We start from the raw sequence: 13,634 nt of genomic DNA, 5'->3' as shown, positions 1-13,634 counted from the left end.
TATGCGCCTGACCGCCGGATCGCCCGCACGCCTCGGCGCAAGCTGGGACGGACGCGGCACCAATTTTGCGCTGTTCTCCGCCAATGCGCAGAAGGTCGAGCTGTGCCTGTTCGACACCCAGGGCCGCCGCGAGCTCGAGCGCATCGAATTGCCTGAAAGGACCGAGGACGTCTGGCACGGCTATCTCAATGACGTCTCGCCCGGCCAGCTCTACGGCTACCGGGTGCACGGTCCCTACGAGCCCGAGCACGGCCACCGCTTCAACGCCAACAAGTTGCTGCTCGACCCCTATGCGAAGCGGCTCGCGGGCCGGCTGGTCTGGAGCGACGCACATTTCGCCTACCGCACGGGCTCGCCGCGCGAAGACCTGTCGTTCGACCGGCGCGACAATGCCCGAGGCATGCCCAAGGCCGTCGTGGTCGACGAGACCTTCAACTGGGGCCGGCGCGAGATCCGGCCGAACATCCCCTGGGAAGACACGATCATCTACGAGGCCCATGTCAAGGGCCTGACGCAGAAGCGTGACGACGTGCCGCCGAATTTGCGCGGCACCTATGGCGGCCTGTCTTCGCCGGCGATGATCGAGCATTTGAAGAAGCTCGGCGTCACCACGATCGAGCTCTTACCGGTCCACAGCTTCGTCGACGACCGCATCCTGGTCGAAAAGAAGCTCGCCAATTACTGGGGCTACAACACGCTGTCCTTCTTCGCGCCGGAGCCGCGCTACGCCCAGGACAACGCGCTCGATTCCTTCCGCACCACGGTGGCGCGCCTGCACGATGCCGGCATCGAGGTGATGCTCGACGTCGTCTACAACCACACCGCCGAGGGCAATCACCTCGGCCCGACGCTGTGCTATCGCGGCATCGACAATGCCTCCTATTACTGGCTCAACCGCGAGAACCCGCGCTATTACGACGACTTCACCGGCTGCGGCTCGTCGGTGAACCTCACCCATCCGCGCGTGCTGCAGATGGTGATGGATTCCCTGCGCTACTGGGTCGAGGTCTGCCATGTCGACGGCTTCCGCTTCGACCTCGCCACCACGCTCGCGCGCGGGCCGAACGGCTTTGATCGCGGCATATCGTTTCTGACCGCGATCCGGCAGGATCCTGTGCTGGCCGCCGTGAAGCTCGTCGCCGAGCCTTGGGACCTCGGCCTCGGCGGCTATCAGGTCGGGGCATTCCCCTCGCAATGGTCGGAATGGAACGACCGCTATCGCAGCGCCATGCGCCGTTACTGGAGCGGCGAAGGCAGCCTGATCGGCGACATCTCCAGCCGCATGACGGCGTCGTCCGACCTGTTCAACCACGACGGCAGGCGGCCGCGCGCCAGCATCAACCACATCACGGTGCATGACGGCTTCACGCTGGCCGACCTCTTCAGCTACAACGAGAAGCACAACGAGGCCAATGGCGAGGACAATCGGGACGGCTCCAACGACAACCACAGCAACAATTGCGGTGTCGAGGGCCCGACCGACGATCCGACAATCCTCGCCCTGCGCCGGCAGCTTCGCAGGAACGTGCTGGCCTGCCTGATGCTGGCCCAGGGCATTCCGCTGATTCTCGCGGGAGACGAAGTCGGCAACTCACAATCAGGCAACAACAACGCCTATTGCCAGGACAACGAGGTCGGCTGGATCGCCTGGGACAATCTCGGCAAGGAGGGCGAGGACATGGTCGACTTCGTCGCCGACCTCGCCGACATCCGCCGCCGCTTCTCGCAGCTTCGCAGCCATCGCTGGCTCGACGGCCGCCCCAAGGACGGTGTTTCCTACGGCGCATTGTGGCTGACGCCCGAAGGCAACGAGATGACGGAAAGCGACTGGACGTTCCCGGATGGGCGGTTTCTCTCCTATGTGATGGGGCCGATGGAACCCGGCAGCGCCGCGATCTTTATCGTATTGAACGCCGCGCCCGAAGAGATCGCATTCAAATTGCCCAACATGTCCGAATACAAGAGCTGGCAGCAGATCCTGAACACGACGGATGCCAAGCTGAACACCATCGACTTCCCGTCCGGAAGCGACAGCAAGGCGCCGCCGCGCTCCGTGCTCGCCTTCGCGGGGGCGCCATGAGGCCATCCTTCGGGGCGCGGCCGACCAAGGACGGCGTGTCGTTCCGGCTGTGGGCGCCCGGCGCGCGCCGCGTCGATCTCCTGCTCGAGCGAAGGCACGCGATGCAGCGACGGCAGGACGGCTGGTACGTGGCCGAGATCGCCGGCCTCAGCACCGGCAGCCCCTACAAATTCAGGATCGACGACGAGATCGATGTGCCCGATCCGGCTTCGGCTTTCCAGCCCGAAGATGTGTTCGGCCCGAGCGAGGTGATCGACCACGACGCCTTCGACTGGCGCGCGCGCGACTGGCGCGGCCGGCCCTGGGAAGAGACGGTGCTGATCGAGACCCATGTCGGCACCTTCACTGCCGAAGGCACCTACCGCGCCATGATCGACAAGCTCGATCATCTCGCCGCGACCGGCATCACCGCGCTGGAATTGATGCCGCTGGCCGATTTCGCCGGACGCCGCGGCTGGGGTTATGACGGCGTGCTGTGGTATGCGCCCGATAGCGCCTATGGCCGTCCCGAAGATCTGAAGATGCTGATCGACGAGGCCCATCTGCGCGGGCTGATGGTGTTCCTCGACGTCGTTTACAATCATTTCGGCCCGGAAGGAAACTATCTCGGCCGCTATGCGCCGACCTTCTTCACCGAAGCGCATACGCCCTGGGGCAGCGCGATCGACTACCGCGTGCCGCAGGTTCGCGCCTTTGCCGTCGAGAACGCGCTGTCCTGGCTGACTGACTACCGCTTCGACGGACTGAGGTTGGATGCCGCCAACCACATCATGGCTGTCCCCGGCGAGCAATCGATGCTGCAGGACCTCAGCGTTGCCGCCGGCGAGCTCGCCAAGGCGACGGGGCGGCACATCCATCTCGTGCTGGAGAACGGCGACAATCGCGCCAGCCTGCTCGACGCCGCGCAGGAGCCGCCGAACGGAAAATACCGGGGACAATGGAACGACGACTACCACCACGTCTGGCACGTGATGCTGACCGACGAGCTTGCCGGTTACTACGGCGATTACCAGACCCCGCGCATGGATCTCGCACGCGCGCTCGCCTCGGGCTTCGTCTACCAGGGCGAGATCTCGGAGTTCTGGGGCAAGAAGCCGCGCGGCGAGCCGAGCGGCCAGCTGCCGCCCGCAACCTTCGTCAATTTCCTGCAGAACCACGACCAGATCGGCAATCGCCCGCTCGGCGACCGGCTCGAGAGCCTGGCATCGCCGCAGCAGATCGAGGCCGCGCTCGCAGTCACCCTGCTCGCGCCGATGGTGCCGATGCTGTTTCAGGGCGAGGAATGGGGCTCGAAGGTCCCCTTCCCGTTCTTCTGCGATTTCCAGGGCGGACTTGCCGATGCGGTGCGCAAGGGCCGCAAGCAGGAATATGCCTGGGCCTATGAGACATACGGCGACGAGGTGCCCGACCCGCTCGATCCGGCAACGCTGCAGTCGGCGGTGCTCGACTGGACCGGCCGCACGCCGGAACAGAACAACCGGCTCGCTTTGGTGCGTGACCTGCTCGCCCTTCGCCGTAAGGAAATCATGCCGCGGCTGAAGGGCGCGAGCTTCGGCGATGCCGACGCCGCCGACAACGGCCTACTCAGCGCACATTGGCGCATGGGCGATGGCAAGACGCTGCGCCTCGCCGCCAATCTGTCGGACCACGAGATCACGCCCAATGTCAGCACGGGCACGCCGATCTGGGGCGGCGTGATCGGCGATCTGCTTCCGCCCTGGTCGGTGGTCTGGCGCCTCGGAGGTTGACATGCCTCTCGCCACTCCCGTTGCGACCTACCGGCTTCAGCTCACCGCTGATTTCGGCTTCGACAAGGCCGCCGAAATCATTCCATATTTGAAAGAGCTCGGGATCACGCATCTCTATGCCTCGCCGGTGATGAAGGCGCGCAAGGGCTCGACGCATGGCTACGACACTGTCGACCACGGCCAGCTCAGTCCCGAGCTCGGCGGCGAGGCCGGTTTTGCGCGACTGAGCGAAGCACTGGCCAAGCACGATCTCGGCCTCATCATCGACTTCGTGCCGAACCACGTCGGCGTGCATTTTTCCGACAATCCCTGGTGGCTGGACGTGCTGGAATGGGGCCAGGCCTCTCCGCATGCCGCCGCCTTCGATATCGACTGGGACCTCTTGCCCCACCGCGCCCGCGGCGGCGTGCTGCTGCCGATCCTCGGCTCATCCTATGGCGAGGCGCTGGAGCGCGGCGAGATCGAGCTGCGCTACGATTCCGATGAGGGCAGCTTCTCCGCGTGGTATTTCGAGCATCGCTTACCCGTCGCGCCCGAGCGCTATGGCGAAATGCTGCGCGTGATCGTGAAGGAGGCGGACGCCGCCGAGACGGAGGCCGGCAAACGCCTGCTCGCGCTTGCGGCGCGCTACACGGGATTGCGCCGGCCCAATCGCAAGGAAGCGCCCGGCTTCAAGTCGGAGCTGAAGGAGATCGCGGGCGCCGCCGACATCATCGGCCGCGGTCTTGCCGCCTATCGCGCCGCAAGCGACCGTCCCGCGCAGACGCTGGCGCTGCATCATTTGCTGGAGCGCCAGAACTACAAGCTCGGGCACTGGCGGCTCGCCTCCAGCGACATCAACTATCGTCGCTTCTTCGACGTCAACGGGCTCGCGGGCCTCCGCGTCGAGGACCCCGACACGTTTGCCACCACGCACCGGCTGGTGAAGCAGCTCGTCGCCAACGGCCAATTGCAGGGCATCCGCCTCGATCACATCGACGGGCTGCGCGATCCCGCGCAATATTGCCAGCGGCTGCGCCGGCTGGTGCGCGATGCGCAGGGCAAGACAAAGCCGTTCTATACGGTGATCGAAAAGATCCTCTGCGAGCACGAGAAGCTGCCGCATTTCGCCGGCGTCCAGGGCACCACCGGCTACGAGTGGATGAACGTCATCACGCAGGTGCTGGTCGACGCCAGGGGGCTGGAGGCACTGGACGAGACTTGGCGCCAGATCAGCAACCGGCCGCCGCGGCTTGCGCCTTACGTCAAGGAGGCCAAGCGCCGCGTGCTGGAGACGCTGCTGACCAGCGAATTCACCGTGCTGACGCGCCTGCTCGCGCGCATCGCCAACGGACACTATTCGACGCGCGACTTCTCGGCCGACAGCCTGCGGCAGGCACTCGAGCTCTACGTGCTGCATTTCCCGGTCTATCGCACCTATCTGACCACAGCCGGAGCAACGGCGCACGACCGCAAGCTGATCGAGGACACCATCGCGCGCGCCCGCGCCGAATGGTTCGCCGCCGACGAGGGCATCTTCGACTTCCTGCGCGATGCCCTGACCATGGATCTGCTCAAGCCCGGCCGGCCCCCGCACAGCACACCGCGCGTGCGCCGCTTCGCGCTGAAGGTGCAGCAGTTCACCGGGCCGATGATGGCGAAGTCGCTGGAGGATACCGCGTTCTACCAATTCCATCGGCTGCTGGCGCTGAACGAGGTCGGCGGCGATCCCGCGAGCACCGGCCTCGCCATTCCCGCCTTCCACGAGGCGATGCGGGCGCGGGCCAGGGAGTGGCCGCAAGGGATGACGGCGACCGCGACCCACGACACCAAGCGCGGCGAGGACACCCGTGCCCGGATCGCGGCACTGAGCGAAATTCCCGGCGAATGGACCAGCGCGGTGTCGCGCTGGAAGGTCCTGAATGCGCCGCATCTTGCGCTCCACGGCCATCTGCGCGCGCCGTCGGCAACGTTCGAATACATGCTGTACCAGACCCTGCTCGGTGCCTGGCCGCAGCAGGGTCCGCTTGACGCAAGCTTCGCCGAGCGCATCCAGGCCTATGCGCTGAAGGCCGCGCGCGAAGGCAAGGAGGAGACGAGCTGGCTCAACCCGCATGAGGCCTATGAAAGCGGCGTCAAGAGCTTCATCGAGAAGATCCTCGACCCCGCGCTGTCGGGCGAATTCCTGGAGGCGCTGCAAACCCTGGCGCGCCGCGTCGCGCTGCTCGGCGCACTGAACTCGCTGAGCCAGCTCACGCTCAAGGCGACGCTGCCGGGCGTGCCCGACTTCTACCAGGGCACCGAATTCTGGGACCTGTCGCTGGTCGATCCCGACAACCGCCGCCCCGTGGATTTTTCCGCGCGCCACGCCACGCTGACGGCACTGGAAGCGCCGGACTGGGCCGGGCTGAGCAGGAGTTGGCCGGACGGCCGGCTCAAGCTCGCCTGGACGCGACAACTGCTCAGGCGGCGCAACGAGCTCGCCGACGTTTTCGCGCAAGGCGACTACCAGAAGCTGGAGGTGCGCGGCGCGCACGCCGACCACGTCATCGCATTCGCGCGACGTCGCGGCCGCGCTGCAGCCATCGTCATCGTCGGACGCCAGTTTGCGCCGTTCACGCAGGCGGGCCGGGAATGGCCTGCACTCCAGGGCTTCGACGCGACCGTCGATATCACGGGCTATGCCGCGGCGGGCCTTGCGGGCAACGCACTGCCGATCGCACGGGCTTTCCGGGATCTTCCGGTGGCCGTCATTGCGGCCCGCGCGGTAAGCGCCGTCAGGCCCGCGCGGCAGCGCGTAAGCGCCTGAAGCTCACTTTCCGTCGTCCTTGGTCAGCAACAACTGCCCGCGCTTCCTGATGGTCGCCTGTGCCATCTCGGCAAAGCGCTGCAGCAACCACGGCAAGACCACCTGAACCTTGACGTGATCCTCGGCGACGTCGACCTGGCCGGTCGCGATCTGCCCAAGCGCGCGGATGCGAAAATTCATGCTGTCGCCGCTCCAGCGCTCCTCCTCGACCTGCAGCACGGGAATGCTGGCGGCGGCGCGGCCAAGCCCGGTCTTGAGCCGGCGCACCGCCTCCTCGCGGCCGAGGCGATGCGGAATGGAAACGACAAGCGGTGCTGACATGGCCCGGCCCTTGCTGATTGATCCTCACTTAGTGATGCCGTCTGCGGCCATAAAGGTTCCATGCAACTTGCACCTGTCGCCCCGTTTCAAAACCGGAACTTTAAAACCTGCGGCAAGTTGCCCTCGCACACGGGACAGGTGCAAGCGACCCTTTCTACAAGGGCTGGAGGAGACACGCATGTCAATCGGCACGATCATTCTGATCATTCTGGTCATCGCCCTGCTCGGCGGCTTCAGCGGCATCGGCGGCGGCCCGTTCTATGGCACCGGCTATTACGGCGGCGGCGGCCTCGGGTTGGTCATCGTCGTCCTGCTGATCCTGCTGCTGATGGGACGGATCTAGCCCGGGCGCTCATTCCGGGGTGCGCGAAGCGCAAAGCCGGAATCTCGCGCCACAAACCTCTGGATTCCGGGTCTGCGCTTCGCGCAGCCCGGAATGACGTTCTGGAAAGCGCCTACTTCTTCCTCCCCGCCAGCTTCTTCATCGCCGCCTTGATCGGCGCAGCCGCATCGTCATAGCCCTCCCACGCCTTCGAGCGCGCCAGCAGGCCGGGTACGGTCCTCACCGTGTATTTCTTCGGGTCGAGATCGCTCTTCACCTGCGTCCAGGTCACGGGCATCGACACGGTCGCGCCGGCACGCGCGCGCGGCGACAATGGCGCAACCGCCGTCGACATGCGGTCATTTCGCAGGTAGTCGAGGAAGATCTTTCCGTTCCGCAGCTTCTTCGACATGTTGAGCAGATAGCGCTCGGGATCGTCGTCGGCCATCCACTGGCAGACGCCTTGCGCGAAGGCCTTGGCCTCCTTCCAGCTCACCCTGTCTCGCGCGCCGTGAAGCAGCGGCACCACCACGTGCAGGCCCTTGCCGCCGGTGGTCTTGCAGAAGCTCTCCATGCCGATGTCGGTGAGGCGCTGCCGCATCTCCTTGGCCGCCTCGACGACGTCGGCGAAATCGACGTCCGGCGCGGGATCGAGGTCGAACACCAGCCGGCCCGGCGTGTCGTAGGCGTAAGGCGCGCAATTCCAGGGATGCAGCTCGACGCCGCCGATCTGCGCCACCGCGGCAAGCCCCTCGATGCGGTCGATCTGCAAGTAAGGCTTGCGGTCGCCGGAGACCTTGGCGAGCTCCAGGAGATTGGACGTCCCCTGCATGGCGTGGCGTTGGAAGAAACATTCGCCCTTGATGCCATCGGGCGCCCGGATCAACGAGCATGGCCGGCCGTTGAGGTGGACGATCATCCATTCCCCGACCGCTTCGAGATAGCGCGCGAGATCCAGCTTGGTAACGGGCTCGCCCTCGCCGTCGTCGGGCCACAGCTCCTTGTCGGGCTTGGAAATGACGACGCCCATGACCTCGGCGGTGCCGGCGTCCTTCCGCTTGCCCGTCTTCGGCACAACGCGCTTTCTGGCCGACGGCTTTGCCAGCGCGGTGTCGACAGGCGTTTCCGCCTCGACCTCCTCGGCCGGCTTGTCCTGCCGCAAGCCCTTGAACGCGGCCTGGCGGATGTTGCCGTCGGCGGTGAAGCCGGCGAATTCGATCTCGGCGACGAGCTCCGGCTTCAGCCAGTGCACATCGCGCGTCTTCTTCGGCGCATTCTTGCCGCCGAAGGGACTCTCCTTGCTCTCCATCGCCTTCAGCGACGGCATGATGCGCTTGACCTTGTCGGCGCCAAAGCCGGTGCCAACCATGCCGACAAAGGCGAGATGGTCACCGCGATGCACGCCGGCCATCAGCGAGCGGAATTTGCCGTTGGTGGTCTTGTAGCCGCCGATCACGACCTCATGTCCGGCGCGGCATTTGGCCTTGGTCCAGCTCTCGGTGCGGCCGGAGCGATAGGGCGCATCGAGCTTCTTCGACACCACCCCTTCCAGCTCGAGCTTGCAGGCCGATTGCAACACGGCATCACCGCCACTCACAAAATGCTCGACATAGCGGATCTGGGCCGACTTGCGCTTGCGCGCCCCGAGTAGCTCCTTGAGCCGCGCCTTGCGCTCGCCGAGCGGCAGGCGGCGGCAGTCGAGCCCTTCCGCGAACAGGAGATCGAACGCGAAGAAGATGAGATCCTCGGTCTTGCCGTCGGACAGCGCAGCCTGGAGCGAGGAGAAATTCGGCGCGCCGTTGTGATCGAGCGCGACGATCTCGCCGTCGATCATGACGTCCGGCAGCGCGCCCGCCTCCTTCGCGATCGAGGCGAATTTGTCGGTCCAGTCCAGCCCCTTGCGCGTCTTCAACGTCGCCTCGCCGTCCTCGACCCGAAGCTGCACGCGATAGCCGTCGAACTTGATCTCGTGGCACCAGCCCGCACCGGACGGCGGCCGATCAACCGGCGTGCAGAGCTCCGGCGCCACGAAATCCGGCATCGCCGAGACCTTTTTGGCATTCGTGGCCGTCGTCGCCTTCTTCGCCGCCCTGCCGGCCTTCAACGCCGTGCGCGGCGCCGGCTGGACAGTCCTGCCTTTCGTCTCCTCGGTCCGATTGGACTGCCACACCGCATCGGCTTTGCCCTTGGCGCCCTTCGCGAGCATGAACGGCTTTGGCGCGCGGCCCTTGCCTTCGGCGATCTGCCCCATCGCGCGGCCCGAGGCGACCGAGGTGTCCTCGTCGAGAATGTCGTTGTCCGAACCCTCGCGGGCATATTCGTCGCGATGCTTGATCAGCAGCCAGTTGGTGCGCTTTTCGCCGCCGCGGTTGCGCATGCGCACCAGCACCCAGCTGCCATGCAGCTTGTCGCCATGGAGCGTGAACTTGAGGTCGCCCTTCTTGAAGCCGGCTTCCGGATTCTCCGCCTCCCACGTGCCGCGGTCCCACAGCATCACCGTGCCGCCGCCATACTGGCCTTCCGGGATCGTGCCCTCGAAATCACCATAGTCGAGCGGGTGATCCTCGACCTCGACCGCGAGGCGCTTGTCGTGCGGATCGAGCGAGGGCCCTTTCGTCACGGCCCAGGACTTGAACACGCCGTCGAATTCAAGCCGGAGATCGTAGTGCAGGCGCGTCGCGTCGTGCTTCTGGATCACGAAACGCCGCTGTTGAGATGGCGCCACGGCGGTCTTGCCGGATGGCTCCGGCGTCTTCTCGAAGTCACGCTTCCGTCGGTAGGTGGAGAGTTTTTGCAGCACGACCGGTCCCGCTTCTCTATTGGTTTTCAAAGCCTATCACGGCAAAAGTCCCACCCGGAACCAAAACCCGATGGCGAGGTTGGGGTTCCAAAACGTCTTGAGAACGCTGGAGAATGCAATGGCCCCCCGTGCCTATTGGAAGGGAACGCTGAAGCTGTCGCTGGTCAGTTGCCCTGTCGTGCTCTATCCCGCCACGACGGCCGCCGAGAAGACCCGGTTTCACATGATCAACCGCGAGACCGGCAATCGTCTCAAGCAGCAGATGGTCGATGCCGAGACCGGCGACGTCGTCGAGAGCGACCAGAAGGGGCGCGGCTACGAACTGCGCAAGGGTAAATATGTCGAGATCGAGCCCGAGGAACTCGAGGCGGTGCAGATCGAGAGCAACCACACCATCGACATCGAGAGCTTTGTACCGAGCGAGGAAATCGACAAGCGCTATCTCAACCATCCCTATTACATCGCGCCCGACGGCAAGGCCGCCGTCGACGCTTTCGCGGTGATCCGCGATGCCATGAAGGATCAGGATCGCGTGGCGCTGGCCAAGATCGTGCTCACCAACCGCGAGCACATCATCGCGATCGAGCCGCTCGGCAAGGGCCTGCTCGGCACCACGCTGCGATTCCCTTACGAGCTCCGCGACGAGGACCAGTTCTTCGACGGCATCAAGACTCCCAAGGTCACGAAGGACATGGTCGAGCTTGCCGGCCACATCCTGCACACCAAGGCCGCGCATTTCGACCCCGGTGAATTCAAGGACGAGTACGAGACCGCGCTGAAGGCGCTGGTGAAGCGCAAGGCCAGCGGCAAGAAGATTGAATTGCCCGAGCCGGAGGAGCGCCCGAGCAACGTCGTCAGCCTGATGGACGCGCTGAAGCAGAGCCTGAAGGGACGTGGCGGGAAGAAGACATCGGCGAAGTCACATGCACGCCGCGCGACAGGGCGCCAGCGCAGCGCGCGGAAGACGCACCGGGCAGCGGCGCGGCACCGGAAGGCGGGATGATCCGTCATTGCGGGCGCAGCGAAGCAATCCAAACTCTTTCCGCGGAGGGACCCTGGATTGCTTCGCTGCGCTCGCAATGACGATGTGGGTACGACCTCCCGTCAAAGCTCCCGTCGTGGGGGACGGAAGCGCCTAATCCCCCGCCTTCAGCCGGTACCCGATCCCCGTCTCGGTCAGCACATATTGCGGACGCTCCGGATCGGCCTCGATCTTCTGGCGGAGCTGACGGACATAGACGCGTAAATATTGCGCATCGGTCAGCTCGTCCCAGAGCTCCTTGAGCAGGAATCTGTGGGTCAGCACCTTGCCGGCGTGCTGCACCAGGACACGCAGCAGGTCATATTCCTTCGGCGACAGTTTTATGTCGCGCTCACCGACCTTGACGATGCGGCGCACGAGATCGACCGAGAGATCGCCGGTGCGGAACACCGGGCGCTCGCCCTGGACCTGGAGCTGGTGCCGCAGCGCGGCGCGCAGCCGCGCCAGCAGCTCGTCCATGCCGAACGGCTTGGTCAGGTAATCGTCGGCGCCGAGATCGAGCGCCTGCACCTTGCCGGCCTCATCGCCGCGGCTCGACAGCACCACGATCGGCACGGCCTCGTTGCGGGCCCGGATGGTGCGCAGCAGCTCATGGCCCTGGATGTCGGGCAGGCCGAGATCGAGGATGATCAGCGCGGGCCCTTCAGCGAGCTTTTCCAGCGCCGACTTGCCGTTCGGTGCTTCCAATATCTCGTAGCCTTGCGTCGTCAGCCCCATCCGCAACAATTTGCGGATCGGCGGCTCGTCGTCGATGACCAGGACCTTGATCGCGGCGGCACTCATGCGGCGGTATCCAATGCGTTGGTCTGGGCCGGAACCGGCAGACGGATGGTGAGGACCGCGCCGCGCCGGTCATTGCGGTTGGCGGCCGAAATCGTGCCGCGCATGGCCTCAATGAAGCCGCGGGAGATCGCGAGCCCAAGGCCCGTGCCGGGGCGGACATGATCACCCTTCTGCGCGCGGTAGAACTTGTCGAACACGCTCTCGAGCTCGCCAGGCGGAATGCCGTCGCCCTCGTCGGCAACCTCCAGCACGACTTTGTCCCGCTCGCGCCAGCTCCGGATCGCAATCGTGGTGTCGGACGGCGAGTATTTTGCGGCATTGTCGAGCAGGTTAAAGAGCACCTGCTCGAACAGCACCGCGTCCAGCTGCAGCATCGGCAGATCGGCGGCCAGCACCAGCTCGACCTTGTGCGCGGTCAGGATCTTGCTGGCGCGGCGAAGCGCGCTGCCGACGATCTCGCCGAGATCGTGCAGCGCGGTGTTGGGCACGATGGCGCCGGATTCGAGCTTCGTCATGTCGAGGAGATTGGCGATGAAGCGGTTGAGCCGCTCGGACTCGTCGATCACGGTCGCGAGCAGGTCGCGCTTCTCGGTGTCGGACAAGGCACCGGCGAGATCGCGCATGGTCGAAGCCGCGCCCAGCACGGAGGCGAGCGGCGTCTTCAAATCGTGCGAGATCGAGGTCAGGAGCGCCGAGCGCAGCCGCTCGGATTCGACGGTGCGCTTGACCCGGTCCATGTCCTCGACCAGCAGCACGCGCTCGATGGCGAGCGCGCCCTGGTCGACCAGCGCGTCCAGCAGCCGGCGCTGATCCGGCGTCAGCAGCGGACCGGTGCGGTCGTTGTCGATGCCGATGACGCCGATCAGGCCGCGCCCGGTGCGCATCGGCAGGAACAGCCGCTTTGCGCCGGGCAGCGTGTCCGAACCGCGGCCGGCGGAACGGTCGTTGCTCCAGGCCCAGTTGGCGGCGGCAAGATCGGCCTGATCGAGCTCGTCCTCCGGCGGATAGCCGGATTTGACCGTCAGCAGGCCCTCTTCCGGCAGCAGCAGCACCACGCGAACCTTCAGCATCAGCGCGATCTGGTAGGCCGTCGCCCACAGCACGTCGTCGAGCGTGGCCGTGCCGGCGAGCTTGCGGCTGAAAGCATAGAGCTGCTCGGTCATCCTGATCCGGCCGATCGCCGCATCGGCCTGCGTGCGCACGCGTCCCGCAACGTTCGACACCACGAACGCAATCAGCATGAAGAAGAAGAATGCCGCGACGTTGGTCGGATCGGTGATGGTGAACGTATAGACCGGCGGCAGGAAGAAGAAATTGTAGGCCAGCGACGCAGCGACACTCGCAAGCAGCGACGGCCACAGCCCGTAGCGCACGGCAACGGCCACTACCGCGGTGAGGAACATCAGGTCGACGTTCTCGACACCGAAATGCGGCTTGATGAGCATCGCCGCCGCAAGGCCAAGCGCCGTGATCCCGAGCGCCTTCAGATAGGGACGCGCATCGAACGGCTCGGATCGCGCTGCGGTCTGCACCGCGGTCTTGGGCGCCGCCTCTGCGGAGAGCTCGTCGCCGGGGATGACGTGAACGCTGATATTGCCGGCGCGGCGCACCAGATCATGCACCACCGAGCCGCGCGTCATCTCGAACCAGCGCGAGCGGGTCGATTTGCCGATCACGATCTGGGTGACGTTGTTGCCGTGTGCGAAGTTGATGACGTCGTCGGCGATGCGGCGGCCGACGGCGGGAATGG

The 13,634-nt window shown here is 65.4% G+C and carries 9 protein-coding genes; 5 read left to right on the top strand and 4 right to left on the bottom strand.

Translation table 11 applies throughout. From position 1 onward, the window contains the following. Nucleotide 1 precedes the first annotated feature (1 nt). The 3 genes from glgX to treY are packed head-to-tail and all read left to right on the top strand — an operon-like array spanning nucleotide 2 to nucleotide 6,616. The gene (glgX, locus tag A5906_RS04840; RefSeq protein ID WP_080134145.1) at nucleotides 2-2,080 is read left to right on the top strand and encodes a glycogen debranching protein GlgX; all 2,079 of its coding nucleotides are present in this window, start codon (nucleotides 2-4) and stop codon (nucleotides 2,078-2,080) included. Beyond that, nucleotides 2,077-3,828, top strand: a complete 1,752-nt coding sequence (treZ, locus tag A5906_RS04835) for a malto-oligosyltrehalose trehalohydrolase (RefSeq protein WP_080134144.1) — start codon at nucleotides 2,077-2,079, stop codon at nucleotides 3,826-3,828. The genes glgX and treZ overlap by 4 nt, the downstream gene beginning before the upstream one ends. A gap of 1 nt (nucleotide 3,829) precedes the next feature. Next, nucleotides 3,830-6,616, top strand: coding sequence for a malto-oligosyltrehalose synthase (treY, locus tag A5906_RS04830; protein WP_080134143.1), 2,787 nt, complete (start codon nucleotides 3,830-3,832; stop codon nucleotides 6,614-6,616). A gap of 3 nt (nucleotides 6,617-6,619) precedes the next feature. On the opposite strand, the gene A5906_RS04825 is transcribed toward treY, so the two are convergent. Beyond that, a complete protein-coding gene (locus A5906_RS04825) occupies nucleotides 6,620-6,937 on the bottom strand; it encodes a polyhydroxyalkanoic acid system family protein (protein ID WP_080134142.1) in 318 nt (105 codons plus the stop codon). A gap of 178 nt (nucleotides 6,938-7,115) precedes the next feature. Between A5906_RS04825 and A5906_RS04820 the strand changes: the two genes are divergently transcribed. Further along, nucleotides 7,116-7,280: a DUF3309 family protein gene (locus A5906_RS04820; RefSeq protein ID WP_080134141.1), complete on the top strand. Its 165-nt coding sequence runs from the start codon at nucleotides 7,116-7,118 to the stop codon at nucleotides 7,278-7,280. Nucleotides 7,281-7,392: 112 nt separating this feature from the next. On the opposite strand, the gene ligD is transcribed toward A5906_RS04820, so the two are convergent. Next, on the bottom strand, nucleotides 7,393-10,059 hold the full coding sequence (ligD, locus tag A5906_RS04815; protein ID WP_080134140.1) for a DNA ligase D: 2,667 nt from the start codon (nucleotides 10,057-10,059) through the stop codon (nucleotides 7,393-7,395). A gap of 118 nt (nucleotides 10,060-10,177) precedes the next feature. Here ligD and ku point away from each other — a divergent pair, with 118 nt between their 5' ends. Next, a complete protein-coding gene (gene ku, locus A5906_RS04810; protein ID WP_080134139.1) occupies nucleotides 10,178-11,062 on the top strand; it encodes a non-homologous end joining protein Ku in 885 nt (294 codons plus the stop codon). 132 nt (nucleotides 11,063-11,194) lie between these two features. Here ku and A5906_RS04805 read toward each other — a convergent pair whose 3' ends face one another. Together A5906_RS04805 and A5906_RS43815 are read right to left on the bottom strand one after the other, a co-directional pair. Further along, nucleotides 11,195-11,884, bottom strand: a complete 690-nt coding sequence (locus A5906_RS04805; protein WP_080134138.1) for a response regulator — start codon at nucleotides 11,882-11,884, stop codon at nucleotides 11,195-11,197. After that, the coding region (locus A5906_RS43815) for a DUF4118 domain-containing protein (RefSeq protein WP_245326590.1) at nucleotides 11,881-13,634 on the bottom strand (1,754 nt) is incomplete at its 5' end. The genes A5906_RS04805 and A5906_RS43815, both read right to left, overlap by 4 nt.

It is taken from the genome of Bradyrhizobium sacchari, assembly GCF_002068095.1.
Lineage (GTDB): Bacteria > Pseudomonadota > Alphaproteobacteria > Rhizobiales > Xanthobacteraceae > Bradyrhizobium > Bradyrhizobium sacchari.
This window is presented reverse-complemented; position numbering and strand designations above follow the sequence as displayed.

Bases quoted from the DNA above. Each gene is read 5' to 3' on its own strand.
- treY (WP_080134143.1), top strand. From the start codon at position 3,830: ATGCCTCTCGCCACTCCCGTTGCGACCTACCGGCTTCAGCTCACCGCT.
- glgX (WP_080134145.1), top strand. From the start codon at position 2: ATGCGCCTGACCGCCGGATCGCCCGCACGCCTCGGCGCAAGCTGGGAC.
- ku (WP_080134139.1), top strand. From the start codon at position 10,178: ATGGCCCCCCGTGCCTATTGGAAGGGAACGCTGAAGCTGTCGCTGGTC.
- A5906_RS04825 (WP_080134142.1), bottom strand. From the start codon at position 6,937: ATGTCAGCACCGCTTGTCGTTTCCATTCCGCATCGCCTCGGCCGCGAG.
- A5906_RS04820 (WP_080134141.1), top strand. From the start codon at position 7,116: ATGTCAATCGGCACGATCATTCTGATCATTCTGGTCATCGCCCTGCTC.
- A5906_RS04805 (WP_080134138.1), bottom strand. From the start codon at position 11,884: ATGAGTGCCGCCGCGATCAAGGTCCTGGTCATCGACGACGAGCCGCCG.
- treZ (WP_080134144.1), top strand. From the start codon at position 2,077: ATGAGGCCATCCTTCGGGGCGCGGCCGACCAAGGACGGCGTGTCGTTC.